We start from the raw sequence: 16,721 nt of genomic DNA on the forward strand, positions 1-16,721 counted from the left end.
TATGAATTTTTTTAAACGACTTTTTAAAATAGGACAAGCAGAAGCCAATGCTGCAATAGACAATATGGAAGATCCTATTAAAATGACGGAACAAGGTATTCGCGATTTGCGTGTTGATCTTGAAAAATCTCTCGAATCTTTAGCACAAGTTAAAGCTCTTGCTATTAGAGCTAAAAATGACATTGAAGAATTTACAGCTAAAGCCAATGATTACGAACAAAAAGCCATGTTAGTACTTACTAAGGCTAAAAATGGTGAATTAGAGTTCAATGAAGCAGATGATTTAGCTAAACAAGCCTTACTAAAGAAACAAGAAATACATTTGCAAATAGAAAATGCAAAAAATGAAGCCACTAGCTTTGACAATTCTGTTGCTCAATTAGAAGGAAATGTTCAAGAAATTAAAGGAACAATAAGTAAATGGGAAAATGAATTAAAAACTCTTAAAGCTCGTGTTAAAGTTTCTAAAGCAACAAAAAACTTGAATAAGCAAATGGCTGAAATGGATAGTTCTGGAACGGTTGCTATGCTAGAGCGCATGAAAGAAAAAGTACAACAAGAAGAAGCTTTAGCTGAGGCCTATGGAGATTTGTCTAAATCATCGAAAACTGTAGATCAAAAGTTAAACGAGCTTACTGATACTAAAAATAAAACCGCTGAAGATAATTTGGCTCAATTAAAAAAACAATTAGGTTTTGAAGATTAAATTCTTCTACCACAAACTAAAAACTATGAAAACGAAAATTATATTAATTACCATTCTTTCTTTATTAAATTTTACTTCTTATGGTCAAAATACTGAAGAGAAAAAATCTAAGTCTGCTACTACAAACTTTGAACTAAAGACATCTAGTATAGAAAAGTTACAAACTTTTAATTGGAACACTTTAAAAGAAATGTTTAAAGAGAATGACGATGATCAAGAAATTACAATTGCATTTATTTATGAAAATAAAGCTCAAATAGACGATTCAAAAGTTAAAATTGATAATTTTGAAATCAAATTATCAGGTAAAACTTCTGATTTAGATAAAATGACAAAAAGATTAAAGAAATCATTTGATAATTTAGAGGAATTGAAAAACAAAAACTAGAATTTATAGAATAAAAAACTAACACATATTACTAACTAGCTATGACATTAACCGATATTGTATTTTCTAATGTAAACATCACATTAACCATTCTTTTAATTCTACTTTTGACTTATTGGCTTATTACCATGATCTCAGGTGTAGACTTCGATTTAGATGTTGATGTAGACGTAGATATCGATGTCGATGTAGATGCTGATATTGATGTAGACTTAGATTCTAATATAGGTACTGGTATCGAAGGAAGCGATATCGACTTTCATGATGTAGCTAATACAGAAGTTAATCAAGAAGATATTGTAGGCAAAAGAAGAAAACCTTTAAAATGGTGGCAAGTACTATTAATCTACTTCAACTTTGTTGGTTTACCATTTATGTTCACATTTACATCTTGGATTTTCATATGGTGGCTTATAACTACTTTAGGTACAACAATTACTCATAGCTACAATAGTACTTTTGGCTTCATTATAATGTTAGGAAGTTTTTTCCCTTCACTATTTGTCACAAAAATCTTCACTACTCCTTTTAAAGCATTTTTTAAAAATCTTAATCAGGATGGAGATGCACCAGCAGAAATTATTGGACGAAAAGGAACAAGTTTATCTAAAATATCTGATAAAAAGTTAGGAAGGGCTGAAATTAAAGTAGATGGAAATACACTTAATATCAATATAAAATCTTTAGATGGAAAAGAAATAAGTTATAATTCTCAGATACTAATTATCAAACAAAGCAACGATAAACTATTCTATTATGCACAAGAATATAAATCAGGTAGCATAGATATAAACTTTTAAAAATTAAATTTAAAACAAATAAAAATCACTAAAACTAATTAATTACTATGACAGATTCAATTATTCAACTTTTAAGTGTTGGCCTTGGTATAATTCTATTCATTATTATAGTATACTTTGCAATTATTGCAATGTTTTACAAGAAAGTACCACAAGGAGAAGCCTTAGTTCGTACTGGATTTAAAGGAACAAAAGTCGCAACCGATAGAGGTATGTATGTAGTTCCTGTTTTTCACCGTGTTGAAATCATGGATATTTCTGTAAAGAAAATTCAAATTGAACGAATTGGAGACGACGGACTTGTTTGTAAAGACAATATGCGTGCAGATATTAAAGTAGCTTTCTTTGTTCGTGTTAACAATGAAGTAGATTTTATTAAAATGGTGGCTCAGACTATTGGTTGTGAAAGAGCTTCTGATATAGAAACTTTGGAAGAATTATTTGAAGCAAAATTCTCTGAAGCCTTAAAAACTGTAGGTAAAAAGTTTGATTTCACCGAATTATACGAAGCTAGACGTGAATTTAGAGATGAAATTGTTGATATTATTGGTACAGATTTAAACGGATATACTTTAGAAGATTGTGCTATTGATTATTTAGAACAAACTCCTGTTAGTTTTTTGAAACCTGATAATATTTTAGATGCAGAAGGTATTAAGAAAATTACTGAATTAACAGCAGCACAAAATATCCAAGCGAACTTAATTAAAAGAGACGAAGAAAAAGTAATTCGTAAACAAGATGTGGAAGCTCGCGAAGCAATCTTAGAATTAGACAAGCAATTAGCGGAAAAAGAAGAACAACAAAAACGTGAAATTGCAAATATTAAAGCTCGTGAAGAAGCAGAAACTTTAAAAGTAGCTGAGGAAGAGCGTTTAAAATCTGAAAGTGCAAGAATAGCAACTGAAGAAAAACTACAAGTAGCAGAAGAAAACAAACAACGTCAAGTTATCGTTGCTGAGAAAAACAAATTACGAACAGATGCAGTAGAAGCTGAAAGAGTAGAAAAAGACAGAATGTTAGAAGCTACAGAGAGAGAGCGTATTGTAACTTTAGCACAAATTGAAAAAGAGAAAGTCGTTGAAGTAGAAAAGAAAAACATTCAAGATGTGATACGTGATCGCGTAATGTTAGAGAAAGGTGTAGTTGAAGAGCAAGAAAACATGAAAGATATCGAAGCTTTCAAAACTGCAGATCGTGAGAAACAAGTTAAAATTACTATTGCTGAAGCTAATGCAGAAGAAGCATTAATTAAAACTATTAAAGAAGCTGAAGCACAAAAAGAAGCTGCTAAACAAAAAGCTGAGGAAATTAATATTGAAGCTCAAGCTCAAAAAGAAGCAAGTGAAAAAGAAGCAGAAGCTCGTAAAACATTAGCAGAAGCAAAAGCTAAAGAAGAAGCTACAATTGGTATGTCTGAAGCACAAGTGATGCATGCAAAAGCAGATGCTAATGAACGTCAAGGATTAGTAGAAGCTACAATTATTGAGAAAAAAGCGAAAGCTGAAGCTGCTGGAATTTTAGCTAAAGCTGAAGCTATTAAAGAAGAAGGTTTAGCTGAAGCGCAAGTAATTAAAGAAAAAGCAATTGCAGATGCTGCTGGTATCGAAGAGAAAGCTGAAGCAATGAAGAAATTAGACGGTGTTGGTAAAGAGCACGAAGAGTTCAAGTTACGCTTAGAGAAAGAATTGCAAGTAGACTTAGCTCAAATTCAAATCCAGAAAGATATCGCAGATGCACAAGCACAAGTTATTGGTGATGCTTTAAGAGCTGCCAATATTGATATCGTTGGTGGAGAAACAATGTTCTTCGATCAAATTATCGGACAAATTACTAAGGCTAAAGGAATCGATAGATTAGTTCAACATAGTGATAATATTCAAGATGTAAAAGATGCTATTTTAGGTAGTGATGATGTTAAAGGAAACTTATTAGAAAAAGTAAAAGATTTCGCCAACAAATACGGAATCTCTTCTGAAGACATCAAAAACTTAACTGTAGCAAATCTTTTAATGGACTTAAAAGATAGAGCTAACACTTCTGATGAAGAAGGATTATTCAGTAACCTTTTTAACCTTGCTAAAGGATTAGGATTATCTGACAAGAAGTTGTCTTAATATAAAAATATAAATGTCAGTTCGAGTGATTTTATAGAGTGATAACGAAATAAAATTGTATCGAGAACAATTCAACTAACGAAAACTTCTCGATAAAAAATTATTCTTCATTTCATTCCGAATAATTTCACTCGAAGTGACAATAAAAGTTCAAAAAAGTTATGACAGTTTACTATGTTTATATTTTGCAATGTTCTGATAAAACATATTACACTGGAGTAACTTCAAATCTTAATCAAAGACTTTTAGAACATAAAAAAGGATTACATAAAGGTAGTTATACTTATTTTAGAAGACCAATACAACTAGTTTACTATTGTGAATTCACGAATATTGAAATAGCAATAGAAAAAGAAAAACAAATTAAGAAATGGTCTAAAGCCAAAAAAGAAGCTTTAATAAATAATCAATATGAATTACTACCTAATTTAGCAAAAAAGAAATTTGATTAAAATACCAAATGTCAGTTCGAGTGATTTTTACGAAGTGATAACGAAGTAAAATCGTATCGAGAACAATTCAACTAACGAAAACTTCTCGATAAAAAATTATACTCCTTTTCATTACGAATAATTTCACTCGAAGCGACAATAAAGTTCAAAACAAAAATGTTGATTCAAGTGATTCTTACGAAGTGATAACGAAGTAAAATCGTATCGAGAACAATTCAACTAACGAAAACTTCTCGAAACTAAATTATTCTTCTTTTTCACTCAAATAATTTCACTCGAAGTGACAATAAAGTTCAAAACAAAAATGTTGATTCAAGTGATTCTTACGAAGTGATAACGAAGTAAAATCGTATCGAGAACAATTCAACTAACGAAAACTTCTCGATAAAAAATTATACTCCTTTTCATTACGAATAATTTCACTCGAAGTGACAATAAAGTTCAAAACAAAAATGTTGATTCAGGTGATTTTTACGAAGTGATAACGAAGTAAAATCGTATCGAGATTAATTCAACTAACGAAAACTTCTCGAAACTAAATTATTCTTCTTTTTCACTCAAATAATTTCACTCGAAGTGACATCAAAGAATTGACACAAAAAAATACATGGAAAACCAAAACAATCAACAATTAGACGGAGGAACATATGAAATCATTCAAGGTAGATTGCAAAAACAAAAGCAAGAACTACAAGATCGATTACATAAGCTAAATGATGCAAGAAAACATGTTTTTGGTAATATAGAAACCAAATTAATTGCTAACGATAGAATAAACACTGAAAATAACTGTATCGCAAGAGATATTGTTTCTTTTGGAAACACTTCAATTTTTGGATATAACGTACATTTTGGTTTACGTACAGATATTAAACTTTCAGATGTATTTAGTATTTATGAGTTTAAAGAAAATCATTTTCATTTACAGTCTTTAGACATGATTCATGATGAAACTTTCATCAGTGATTTTACCAACTTATATAAATACTATAGAAATACCATTTTCTCAAAATTTGCCATCATTGGAAACTATTTACACATGGTTTTTCAATTAAGCGAAAACACAAAGGATATTAAAACCTTTAAATGGTTAATTAACGATAATCAACTTCAGTATATAGATAATCGTAGTGAACATGAATACAAATTTCCTACGCAACATGAATTCAAATGGCAAGAAGTAACTCGTGATATGCATCGCTATGGAACGCATTCTCACATTTCTGTTCTTGACAAAGTTTTTGTGGAAACCATTGGTGGTGATTTAACCATAAAAATTGAAGACAATACAGACGACGGAAAAGGAATTCTTTCTGAGCCTGTTGAACATATAGATCAAACCTTAGATGACGGTCAGTTTCGCTATGGTGATTTAGGAAACTTAATCACTTTAGAAATCAAACCTTTCCAGGAAGATCCTCGTTACTTCGTGTACAATCATAAACTACAAGAAGTACAACGTATCGAAAGTATTAAAGATACAGCTGTTCAATTACCAGACGGACATGGTATTATTTTCCCTAACGGATATTATTTACAAACTGGAGAGTATAAAATTTTCGAAAGTGATGTAAAAGAAGTAAAATTTCAAAAGAAAGTAAGTTCACCAAACGGTGAAGATTTCTTGTATGTTTTTTACGCAACAATTCGTGGATTATACGTCTTAATGTCTTACAATATTATTGAGCAAGAAGTTAAAACTCCAATTATTTGTAACGGATTTACCTTACTTGAAAACGGTGAATTATGTTATTTTAAAACTGAAAACGAGCAAACCAAACATCATGTAGTTCAAATTTGGCAAACTCCATATTTAAAAGGAGATTTTATGCCTTCGCAACATACAGATAGTTTACTGTTTAAAATTGGAAATAAAGATATTGTTCGTGCCATGGCAGAATGTCACGAATTAATCAATCTTTTAAACAAAGAAGATAATTATACTGGTTTATATAATGATATTGCTAAAATATCCAAAGATATTAACGATACATATTATTGGTTACCAGAAGCAGATACACACCAATTAAATGAACCTATTCTTCAAATTAATGAAGCAGCAAATGCCGCAATTGAAGAGTTTGAAAAAGTAGTTCAATTAAAAAAACAAGCTTCAAAAGAAACCACAGCAATCAACAAGAAATCAGATGAACTTTTTAGTAAAATAAAAAGTACTTCATTTAAATCTATTGATGATTTTGTTGGATTATTAAGCCAATTAAGAACCTTACGTGGCGAAGTAATCAGTTTACACGATGTTCGCTATATTCAAAAAGAACATTTAGAAGCTTTAGAAGAACAAGTTGCTGAGCAAAACACATTAATTTCTAAACGTTGTGTACAGTTTTTATTGAACGATAAAGCATTAGCTCCGTATCATAAACGTGTCGCAGAAAAAGAAACTTCGTTACCAGAAATTAAGAAAGTAGTTGAAGCGAAAGCTTTAGAAAAAGAAGTCAACCAAATTACTGCTGATTTAGAAATGCTGATTGATATTGTTTCTAATCTTGAAATAGAAGACACTTCGCAATCAACGAAAATTATAGACAATATCTCTTTAATTTTTGCAACGTTAAATCAATTAAAAGCAGGAATTAAAAACAGTATAAAAAGCCTAGGAAGTTCCGAAGCTAAAGCAGATTTTGTTGCACAGTTAAAATTAATTGATCAAAGTATTATCAATTATATTGACATGGCTACTACGCCTGAAAAGTGTGATGAATTTTTAACAAAAACTGCCATTCAGCTTGAAGAATTAGAAGGGAAATTTGCCGATTTTGAAGAGTTTATTACGCAAATTATAGAAAAACGTGAAGAAATTCATGCCGCTTTCGATACACGTAAAAACAACCTTATTGAAAAACGTAACAAGAAAGCAGTGGCATTACAAACTGCTTCTGAACGTATTTTAAAAGGAGTTGAGAAAAAAGCGCAAAGTTTCGATACTATTGAAGATATCAATGGATATTTTGCTGCGGATTTAATGATTAATAAAGTTAGAGATATTATTAATCAGTTACGTGAGTTAGACGACGCCGGAAAAGCGGAAGCTATCGAAACGAAATTAAAAGTTGCTAAAGAAGATGCGCTTCGTAAACTTAAAGATAAGCAAGAGTTATACGAAGATGGTGAAAATATTATTAAACTTGGTAAACATAAATTCGGAGTTAACAAACAAGTTTTAGATTTAACGATTGTATATAAAAACGAAGAATTATATTATCACTTAACAGGTACCGATTTTTACGATACTATTGAAAATGATATTTTATTACAATCTAAAAAATATTGGAATCAAGAATTAGTTTCTGAGAATAACGAAATATATCGTGCTGCTTATTTGGCGTACAAGATTTTCAAAAATATTCCAGAAACTGAATTAATCAATAAAACACAAGAAGAATTATTAACTGTTGTTCAACAAGAAAGTAGTAATTTATATTCTGAAGGTTATGTAAAAGGAGTTCATGATAGTGATGCGAGTCAGATTTTACACACATTAGTTCATAAACATCATGAATTAGGACTACTCACCTATTCTCCTAACACCAGAGCCTACGCACAATACTTTTGGAATTCTCTTTCGGAAGAAGCTCAAACTTTATTAAACACCAATATTAAAGCTTCTGGTGAAGTATTAAGTGTTTTTCCAAATAGTGATTCATTTGCTTTTATTATTGAAAATTTAAGTACTAAAATCACTGAATTCGCTCAGCAAAGTAAATTGTTTTCTGAATCAGAAAGTGAGCAGATTGCAAATTATCTTTTCGAGGAATTGAAACAAAATAATTCATTCCAAATTAGTACAGATGCGTTTGGTTTGAAAGATGAGTTTGTAAAAACATTAAAGAAACAAGATGCTTATCATAAATTCAGAAACGGAGTTGATAAATCAAATGAATATACTGATAAAATTCATTTAACAAAACAATGGGTAAGTTCGTTCTTGTCTTCAGCAGAAAATTCAAAGCAAAATTATATAGATGAAATTGTTGCTATTTTATTATTTGAACACGAATCAACTTCTGAAGTTAAAGCAGTTCATCCGATAGAAGAAATAAAAGATTTAAGAGGAGATCACAGTACAATTACTGAAGGAACTTTTGTCTTTAACTATCATGATTTCATTTCGAATTTAGCACAATTCACTACTGTAGAAGTTCCGAATTTCATTAGATATAAAGAAGCTAAGCAAGAAGTAACTGAACAACTAAAAGAGGATTTAAAACTAGAAGAATTTAAACCGAGAGTTTTATCATCTTTTGTAAGAAATAAATTAATTGATCAGGTATATTTCCCATTAATTGGAGACAATTTAGCGAAACAATTGGGAACAGTTGGTGACAATAAACGTACTGATAGAATGGGTATGTTATTATTAATTTCTCCTCCTGGTTATGGTAAAACTACCTTAATGGAATACATATCGAATCGTTTAGGTTTGGTATTTATGAAAATTAACGGTCCGGCTATTGGACATGAAGTGACTTCTGTTGATCCTATGTCCGCTAACAATTCTGCATCTAGAGAAGAATTAAAAAAGCTGAATTTAGCTTTTGAAATGGGTGATAACGTGATGTTATATTTAGATGATATTCAGCACTGTAATCCAGAGTTTTTACAGAAGTTTATTTCACTTTCCGATGGAACTCGTAAGATCGAAGGGGTTTTTAACGGGAAATCAAAAACGTATGATTTACGTGGAAAGAAATTTTGTGTAATTATGGCTGGTAACCCATATACAGAAAGTGGAGATCGTTTTCAGATTCCTGACATGTTAGCTAACCGTGCTGATATTTACAATTTAGGAGATATTATTGGAGACACAGCGCATTTATTCAAGTTGAGTTTAATAGAAAACTCATTAACATCGAATCCTGTTTTACACCAATTGAGTAGTAAATATTTCGAAGATGTGTATGCTTTAATTGATAAAGTGGAAAATAATACCGCTGATGTTGATTTAAAAGGAAATCATACCAAACAAGAAATTCAGGATTACACTTCTGTTTTAGAAAAAGTAATTACAGTTAGAGACACCGTTTTAAAGGTAAATCAGGCTTATATTCAATCGGCTGCCATGGAAGATCAATACCGAACAGAACCTTCTTTTAAATTACAAGGATCGTATCGTGATATGAATAAACTGGTGGCAAAAGTGGTTCCTATTATGAATGATAGCGAATTACAACGCTTGTTATTATCGCATTATGAAAGTGAATCACAGACCTTGACTTCTGCTGCAGAAGGAAACCTTTTAAAGTATAAAGAGTTAATCGATCAACTTTCTGATGAAGAGTTAACAAGATGGACGAGCATTAAAGAAATCTTTTTGAAAAATAATAAACTGAAAGGTTTTGGAGATAAAAATGAAATGGCTCAAATTTTAAGTCAGATGATGGCGTTCTCTGAGAATTTAGAAGGAATTAAAGAAGCTTTACAAAAAGGATTGGAGAAGAGTTAAAACATATACAAACCTCATTTATACAGTTATTAAATGAGGTTTTTAATTTAAAAATGATGAAAAAAATTATACTCTTATTGGTCTTATTATCAGGAATCTCATGTCAGAAAAAAGAAAAAGATCAATTTGAATTTAAAATAGAAGGAGAAGTAGAAAATGGTAACAATCTAGAGTTAACCTTATTAATCCCAAACGACTCAACTCAAAACCAGATTAATACAAAAATTAAAAATGGAAAATTTTCATTTACTGGAAGTTCTAGAGTAATTCAATATGGAGAAATTAGGTTTAAACATGATTTAGACGCTAATAAAACTAATTACTTATTTATCCCTGTATTTTTAGAACCCGGAAAAACAAAAATATCTTTTGATATAATTAAATCAACATCAGATATTTTTAAAGATATTGTTAAAATTAAGGCTTCACAAGGAAATAATACCATGCTTTATTACAATGAGTTTTTTAAAAAACCAACACTCACTGATCATTTCTCCTTTATCAACGATTATGAAAAGAAAAAAGATAGTATGCATAAAAATGTATATCCAATAGAAAAAAAGATTTTCTTTGAAAAATTTGACAATGTTTATCAGACTACAAAATCTATTGCATATTTGAAATTTCTTAGTTTGTATTTACAAGGAAACTTCCCTCCTTTTGATCCAGATTATTTTTCAAGAGAAGATGAATTAAAACTGAAGAAAATCTTAGAAAAAACAGATAGTAAATTACTAAATTCTAATGTTTACAAGGAATTTAATTTTATATTAAAATCTTTATTTGATAATACAAAAAGCTTAAAATATTCAAATTTTACTCTAGTTGACCTTCAGAATAAACAAGTAGAATTAAAAAAAATTATCAAAAAAAATAAGTATACTGTACTCAATTTTTGGTGGACTGGTTGCTCTCCTTGTAGAAAATTTAATCAAGAAGGGAATACAATTTATAATACACTTAAAGAAAACAAGATAGAAATAATCGGAGTAAATGTTGATTTAGATCCTAGTGCTTGGAAAAAAAGTAGTTCAATGGATAAAATTAACTGGATTAACTTGTATGCTGGACCAAATTCCCAAGTTCAAATTAATTATCAAGTAAATAGTTTCCCTTCTAAAATTATCTTTAATGATAAATTTCAAATCATCGATTTTAAATTTGAAAAAGCAGAAGAATTAATAAGCCTGATAACTGATTAGGCATATTCGTTTTTTGAATAAATATGGTAAAGAAAATAAAGCAGTTAAAGATTATGTAAATAACTTTAATATTGCTTCAGATTTTGGACCAACAATGATTAGTCAAGTGATTATGAATTATGAAGCTTTTCAAATTGAAGATATCAAATCTAAATTATTAATTGCTATTCATTACTTAACATTGAATGATCAACATTGGAGGGAGGAAAAGTACTAGAAACCTCATTATTAATTCATTCCGAATTTAACTCAATATTTCAGAATCTAACTCTAATAATAAACAACATATGTAAGATGAGAATCTGAAACAAGTTCAGATTGACGCTATTATATGTTTATTCACAACCGGTAACTAAAAAAATTATATTTTAACATAAAGAAGTTTTCAACTCTAATAGAACTGACATAGAGTTAAAATGTTAACTACCAAAAACTGTTAACACCAATTTTCTACGTCCACCATAATTTCGATGTTCACCCAAATAAATTCCTTGCCAAGTTCCTAAATTTAATTTTCCATTTGTAATTGGAATCTGTACTTGACAACCTAACATCGAGCTTTTTATATGTGCTGGCATATCATCAGCTCCTTCGTAATCGTGCTTGTAATATGGCATATTTTCAGGAATCATTTTATTGATATGCGTTTCGAAATCCATACGAACTGTTGAATCTGCATTTTCATTAATCGTTAAACTGGCAGAAGTATGTTTTATAAATACTTGCAACTGTCCTATTTTGATTTCTTTTAACTCAGGTATTTCATTAATTACGATATCTGTAATTAAATGATAACCTCTTTCAAAAGCAGGTAAACTAATTTCTTGTTGATAAAATTTCATTGAATTTCAAGTTAGGATAATTCTAATTTAATTTCTCGAAGTGATTTATTAGATGTTAATATTTGTTTTATGATTTTCTCTTGTAAAACCTCAACTTCTTCTTCATGATATTGCATCCATTTGGTATTTTTAAACACCTCTTCTACTTCCTTTTTCTTTTTAAAAACAACAGTTAAATTAAATAACTGATCTTTTCTTTCAGGTTTGTATACTTCTACTTTTTTAGTTTCAAAATCAATTTTTAATCCAAATAGTTTTGCTTCTGAAGTTAAGCTATAAAAATCAGTCCATTTTGCATATCCCACATAATAATTCTGATTCTGATATTTAGTAATACCATTTAATTTCCATCGACAATTTGCTACTCTTCCCCAGTGATTTGAATATCTATATACACCATTCTCAGTGTATACATAAGAACTTCCCGATTTACTCTTAAAATGAATATTTTCTTCTTGTAAAACACTTAATTCTTTGTATTCAAATTGACAATATGTGTGCTTAAAAAAATTAGTTTTATCGTACTTACGCATAAATTACTACATCAATTTAAACACAAACCTAAAACATTTATCAGTATAAATAAAAAAGCCTGAAAAGTTTTGATTTTACTTTCCAGGCTTGAGCAATTAGAATATTGAAAATATGATAAAAAACACCAAGGAGTACATTAATAACAATAGTATTTCTAGTTTATATTTTTCGATTTTATTCATCATTACCTTTTAATAATCCTTCTAGAAGCTACACGTCCCTCTGAATTTGTCACTTTAAGTATATAAATTCCGTTCACTAAACTAGATAGATTCATCTTTCTCTCTTTTGTTTCTAACACCTTTTTCCCCACTATACTATATAAAACAACTTTCTTTATATCGTAACCTGTTGTTACTTCAATATTTAAAATATCTGAAGTTGGTACTGGATAAATTTTTACTTCTTTATCGAATTCTTCATCAACAACACTAGCTGTAACTGCACTAAACATTGCAGTAATTGTTTTATCTGCATTCATTGTAATTGTTAATGGATTTGTAGTTCCTGTTGCATCACCACTCCATCCATCAAATTGATAACCTGCAGCTGGTGTAGCTATCAAAGTAACCGAAGTACCATCATCATACTTTCCTCCAGTTGGATTTGGATTTGTACTCACAGAGCCATTTGTAGCATTTATAGTTAATGTTCGTTGAATTTTACTGAACATTGCTGTAACTGTTTTATCAGCATCCATGACAATAGTTAACGGATTTGTTGTTCCCGTTGCATCACCACTCCAACCATCAAATTGATAACCTGTAGCTGGTGTAGCTGTTAATTCAACGGAAGTTCCATCATCGTAAGTCCCTCCTGTTGAATTTGGGTTTGTACTTACCGAACCATTTGTAGCATTGATAGTTAAGGTATGTTGAATTTTACTAAACATTGCCGTAACTGTTTTATCAGCATCCATGACAATAGTTAACGGATTTGTTGTCCCTGTAGCATCGCCACTCCATCCATCGAATTGATAACCTGCAGCTGGTGTAGCTGTTAATACAACGGAAGTTCCATCATCGTAAGTTCCTCCTGTTGAATTTGGATTTGTACTAACCGAACCATTTGTAGCATTTATAGTTAATGTACGTTGAATAGGACTAAACATTGCTGTAACTGTTTTATCAGCATCCATTACAACTGTTAATGGATTTGTTGTCCCTGTAGCATCGCCGCTCCATCCATCAAATTGATATCCTGAATCAGGTATAGCTGTCAATACAACTGAAGTTCCATCATCGTAAGCTCCGCCTGGTGGATTTGGATTTTTACTAACCCAACCATTTGTAGCATTAATAGTTAAGGTACGTTGAATTTTACTAAACATTGCTGTAACTGTTTTATCAGCATCCATGACAATAGTTAATGGATTTGTAGTTCCTGTCGCATCTCCACTCCATCCATCGAATTGATAACCTGCAGCTGGTGTAGCTGTTAATTCAACTGATGTTCCATCTACATAAAGTCCATCTGCCGAACTAGGACTTATAGTTACCGAACCATTGGTAGCAGTTACATTTAATGCCTTTTTTATCACTGGAGCAGCTGGTCCGAATTCATACGCTCCCATATCAACAGTAGTATTAAATATTCGTTGATTACCAAATAAATCAGTTGATATGCCAGAAGGTATTCTACTATTGTCACCAGTATCTTTTGCTGGCGAATTGGTTTGTATTGTAAAATCTCCATTAGCCGCATCAGTAAACAAAGGGTCACTATTACTCGTATTTGAAGCTAAAAATGAAATGTTAGAAAAATTATCCTCATCTATACTGTTCAAGGCTGCTAAATTATTAGTAAAATTAGTCCCTCCTCCTTTTCCAACAGCTAAAGCCACATTTCCATTATTGTTTTTATTTCCCCAGAAAATATTATTTGCTACAAAACTATTTCCATAACTACCTGTATTTCTACTTAGAGCAACTGTTGCAAAATCTGAATTTGCATCTGTTCCTTCATTAAGATTATTAACAAATGTATTATTTATAATGTTCGTAGAAATTATAGTTCCCGTATAATATGCTCTAACCCAAACCATTCCTCCTTTAGCTTTTCTAGAACCATCATCTGTCGTTCTGTTATTTTTAAATAATGAATTTGTTAATATAAAATAGGTTGCATTAGTTCCTTCTCTTGGAATAACATACATTGCTGTGCCTGAATTAGAACTTAAATTATTATCAAAAACACAAGCATCTACTGATATAACTACCGATCCTGATTTATCTGCTGATAAATTTAATCCTGCCGCCCAATAAGCAACATTATCCTTAACTGTTGTGTTTTTAATTGTGAAGTTACTTATATTAGGACTCAGAGATAACCCTGCTCCAAATCTACCATCTCCAGAAGTTGCATCTGCATAACCACCAGAAATTGTAATTCCATCAATGACTATATTGTTTCCAGCAACATTAATAACTCTTAAGCTATTATCACTTCTTGTAGTATTATTAAAAGTGACATTGGCATCATCATTTCTCAACAAATCTCCACTTAAGATTGTTTTATTACTTAAATAATCTCTTTGATTTAAGTTTGTTTCATTTCCAGCAAAACCACCATAGATTAATAATCCATCAACATTAAATTCAAATCTTGCGTTTCTATTATTTGATGAAGGCGTATATGTTCCTCTTGCTATCCAAACTTCTGTTTTACCATTTAAATTATTTGCTAATGCAGTTTCTAAACTTGTGTAAGCATTTGCCCATGACCCTCCTGTATTACTTCCTGTAGCAAATTGACTTACATACACACGTGTAGTTTGAGTATAAGTTATTTTTTGGTATTCAGAAGGGGCACTAAATCTGTTATCACAGTTTGTTCTTACATAGACATCATATTCTTGACCATTTACTAATCCTGTTAAAGATGTAGTTGTTCCAGAAATATTTTGAATTGTTGTTCCTGAACTTATAGGTTGTCCAGCATCAACATATGTCAACTCATACGAATCAACAAATTCTGCAACTGGATCCCATGTTATGTCAGCTGTTGTTGCTCCAGTTAATATTCCTCTAAGATTATTAGGCTTATTACAAGATTTTGCAACATAAACCACTTTAACATTATCCGACGTTGCTGTTAATGCACCTGTACAATTTGTTTTAATATAAATATCATAGCTAGTTCCTGGAACAAAATTATTAATCTGTACCGAAGTTCCTGAGATATTTTGAATAGTTGTACCACTACTAATTGACTGTCCAGTTTCTACATATGTTAACTCGTATGAATCTACTGAATTCGCTGGAGCCGTCCAACTTACATCTGCAGTAGTTTCATCTACAAAACTTACCTGAGGAGCTGTTGGTGCTTTACATACAGGAACAATGTTGGGATCAGTATACTTATAAACTCCACCTCCGTTTGCTACAGAAGCAGGTGATAAAACATATATATCTTGATCAATAATATCTAATGTTCTTCCGTAAGGGATTGTTCCTCCTACGTTTTGAACACTTCCTCCATTTACTGAAATTCTTCTAATTCCACCATTTAAACCTGCATCAATAAAATAAAGATATCCTTGTGCATGTCTTATTCCCCAAGGTTCTGATAAACCAGATTTGAATACTTGCGCACTAGGAGAACTAGCAGATAAATCAACTCTATAAATTCTTCCTTCTGAATATGACGTATAATATAAATTATCCCCAACAACCACAGCATCATAAACGCTATTCCAAGCAGTAGGTAAAGTTGCAACTACAGTTGTATTTGTTCCTCCTGTGTATCTTTTAATTTCTATATTAGAAAACGAACCTCTTTTTGATAAAAAATAAAGACCTCCGTTGTAAACAAACAATACATTTGCGGTAAGCCCATTAATTGCAGTGATAGATTTTGAACCACTTGGATATGCATAAGCAAATTTTTGTACTCCACCTCCTGGTATAATGAAAGCATTTCCTTCCCTATATAGCATTGTTCCTTGAAACGCTATACTATTAGCTGGTCTATTATCATAACCACTAGACACAACTTGTTCCGTTGGATTTGCTTGGGTAAGTGATACACTTTTTAGCTCTGAGCCAACCATTGTGTACGCATTATCATTTATTACAGCAATTCCCCTACCTGCTGGGAAACCACTATAAACTCTTGTTTGCGCCCTCAGTCCGACACAAAGTAGCATGACTACTATTAAAAGTATTTTTTTAAGCATAACTTTTATGATTATATAATTTATGACACAAAAAAACAC

11 protein-coding genes are annotated in these 16,721 nt (G+C 30.8%); 8 read left to right on the plus strand and 3 right to left on the minus strand.

The features are described from left to right. Position 1: 1 nt before the first annotated feature. The 8 genes from ACSIGC_RS04680 (at position 2) to ACSIGC_RS04715 (ending at position 11,346) form a co-directional block, all read left to right on the plus strand. A complete protein-coding gene (locus ACSIGC_RS04680; RefSeq protein ID WP_442266997.1) occupies positions 2–706 on the plus strand; it encodes a PspA/IM30 family protein in 705 nt (234 codons plus the stop codon). 25 nt (positions 707–731) lie between these two features. Next, positions 732–1,094: a hypothetical protein gene (locus ACSIGC_RS04685; protein ID WP_442266998.1), complete on the plus strand. Its 363-nt coding sequence runs from the start codon at positions 732–734 to the stop codon at positions 1,092–1,094. Positions 1,095–1,135: 41 nt separating this feature from the next. Next, positions 1,136–1,894: a hypothetical protein gene (locus ACSIGC_RS04690; RefSeq protein ID WP_442266999.1), complete on the plus strand. Its 759-nt coding sequence runs from the start codon at positions 1,136–1,138 to the stop codon at positions 1,892–1,894. A gap of 47 nt (positions 1,895–1,941) precedes the next feature. Then, positions 1,942–4,011, plus strand: coding sequence for a flotillin family protein (locus ACSIGC_RS04695; protein ID WP_442267000.1), 2,070 nt, complete (start codon positions 1,942–1,944; stop codon positions 4,009–4,011). A 161-nt stretch (positions 4,012–4,172) separates the two neighbouring features. Continuing rightward, positions 4,173–4,463, plus strand: a complete 291-nt coding sequence (locus ACSIGC_RS04700) for a GIY-YIG nuclease family protein (protein WP_442267001.1) — start codon at positions 4,173–4,175, stop codon at positions 4,461–4,463. Between the two features lie 607 nt (positions 4,464–5,070). Beyond that, positions 5,071–9,927 (plus strand): DNA repair ATPase, encoded by a 4,857-nt coding sequence (locus tag ACSIGC_RS04705; protein ID WP_442267002.1) that lies wholly within the window; start codon positions 5,071–5,073, stop codon positions 9,925–9,927. Positions 9,928–9,980: 53 nt separating this feature from the next. Continuing rightward, complete coding sequence (locus tag ACSIGC_RS04710; protein WP_442267003.1) at positions 9,981–11,129, plus strand: thioredoxin-like domain-containing protein; 1,149 nt, start codon at positions 9,981–9,983, stop codon at positions 11,127–11,129. A 13-nt stretch (positions 11,130–11,142) separates the two neighbouring features. Continuing rightward, a complete protein-coding gene (locus tag ACSIGC_RS04715) occupies positions 11,143–11,346 on the plus strand; it encodes a hypothetical protein (protein ID WP_442267004.1) in 204 nt (67 codons plus the stop codon). Between the two features lie 202 nt (positions 11,347–11,548). On the opposite strand, the gene ACSIGC_RS04720 is transcribed toward ACSIGC_RS04715, so the two are convergent. The 3 genes from ACSIGC_RS04720 to ACSIGC_RS04730 form a co-directional block, all read right to left on the minus strand. Next, positions 11,549–11,971: a secondary thiamine-phosphate synthase enzyme YjbQ gene (locus ACSIGC_RS04720; RefSeq protein ID WP_442267005.1), complete on the minus strand. Its 423-nt coding sequence runs from the start codon at positions 11,969–11,971 to the stop codon at positions 11,549–11,551. 11 nt (positions 11,972–11,982) lie between these two features. Next, entirely contained in the window at positions 11,983–12,504 is a 522-nt protein-coding gene (locus tag ACSIGC_RS04725; protein ID WP_442267006.1) for a hypothetical protein, read from the minus strand. A 185-nt stretch (positions 12,505–12,689) separates the two neighbouring features. Next, positions 12,690–16,682 carry an InlB B-repeat-containing protein gene (locus ACSIGC_RS04730; RefSeq protein ID WP_442267007.1) on the minus strand — a complete coding sequence of 1,331 codons (3,993 nt, stop codon included), beginning with the start codon at positions 16,680–16,682 and terminating at the stop codon, positions 12,690–12,692. Positions 16,683–16,721 lie beyond the last annotated feature (39 nt).

Source organism: Tenacibaculum aquaeponti, from assembly GCF_052084715.1.
Taxonomy (GTDB): domain Bacteria; phylum Bacteroidota; class Bacteroidia; order Flavobacteriales; family Flavobacteriaceae; genus Polaribacter.

Excerpts from the sequence above, each read along its gene's own strand:
- ACSIGC_RS04680 (WP_442266997.1), top strand. The coding sequence starts at position 2 with ATGAATTTTTTTAAACGACTTTTTAAAATAGGACAAGCAGAAGCCAAT.
- ACSIGC_RS04685 (WP_442266998.1), top strand. The coding sequence starts at position 732 with ATGAAAACGAAAATTATATTAATTACCATTCTTTCTTTATTAAATTTT.
- ACSIGC_RS04690 (WP_442266999.1), top strand. The coding sequence starts at position 1,136 with ATGACATTAACCGATATTGTATTTTCTAATGTAAACATCACATTAACC.
- ACSIGC_RS04695 (WP_442267000.1), top strand. The coding sequence starts at position 1,942 with ATGACAGATTCAATTATTCAACTTTTAAGTGTTGGCCTTGGTATAATT.
- ACSIGC_RS04700 (WP_442267001.1), top strand. The coding sequence starts at position 4,173 with ATGACAGTTTACTATGTTTATATTTTGCAATGTTCTGATAAAACATAT.
- ACSIGC_RS04705 (WP_442267002.1), top strand. The coding sequence starts at position 5,071 with ATGGAAAACCAAAACAATCAACAATTAGACGGAGGAACATATGAAATC.
- ACSIGC_RS04710 (WP_442267003.1), top strand. The coding sequence starts at position 9,981 with ATGATGAAAAAAATTATACTCTTATTGGTCTTATTATCAGGAATCTCA.
- ACSIGC_RS04720 (WP_442267005.1), bottom strand. The coding sequence starts at position 11,971 with ATGAAATTTTATCAACAAGAAATTAGTTTACCTGCTTTTGAAAGAGGT.
- ACSIGC_RS04725 (WP_442267006.1), bottom strand. The coding sequence starts at position 12,504 with ATGCGTAAGTACGATAAAACTAATTTTTTTAAGCACACATATTGTCAA.
- ACSIGC_RS04730 (WP_442267007.1), bottom strand. The coding sequence starts at position 16,682 with ATGCTTAAAAAAATACTTTTAATAGTAGTCATGCTACTTTGTGTCGGA.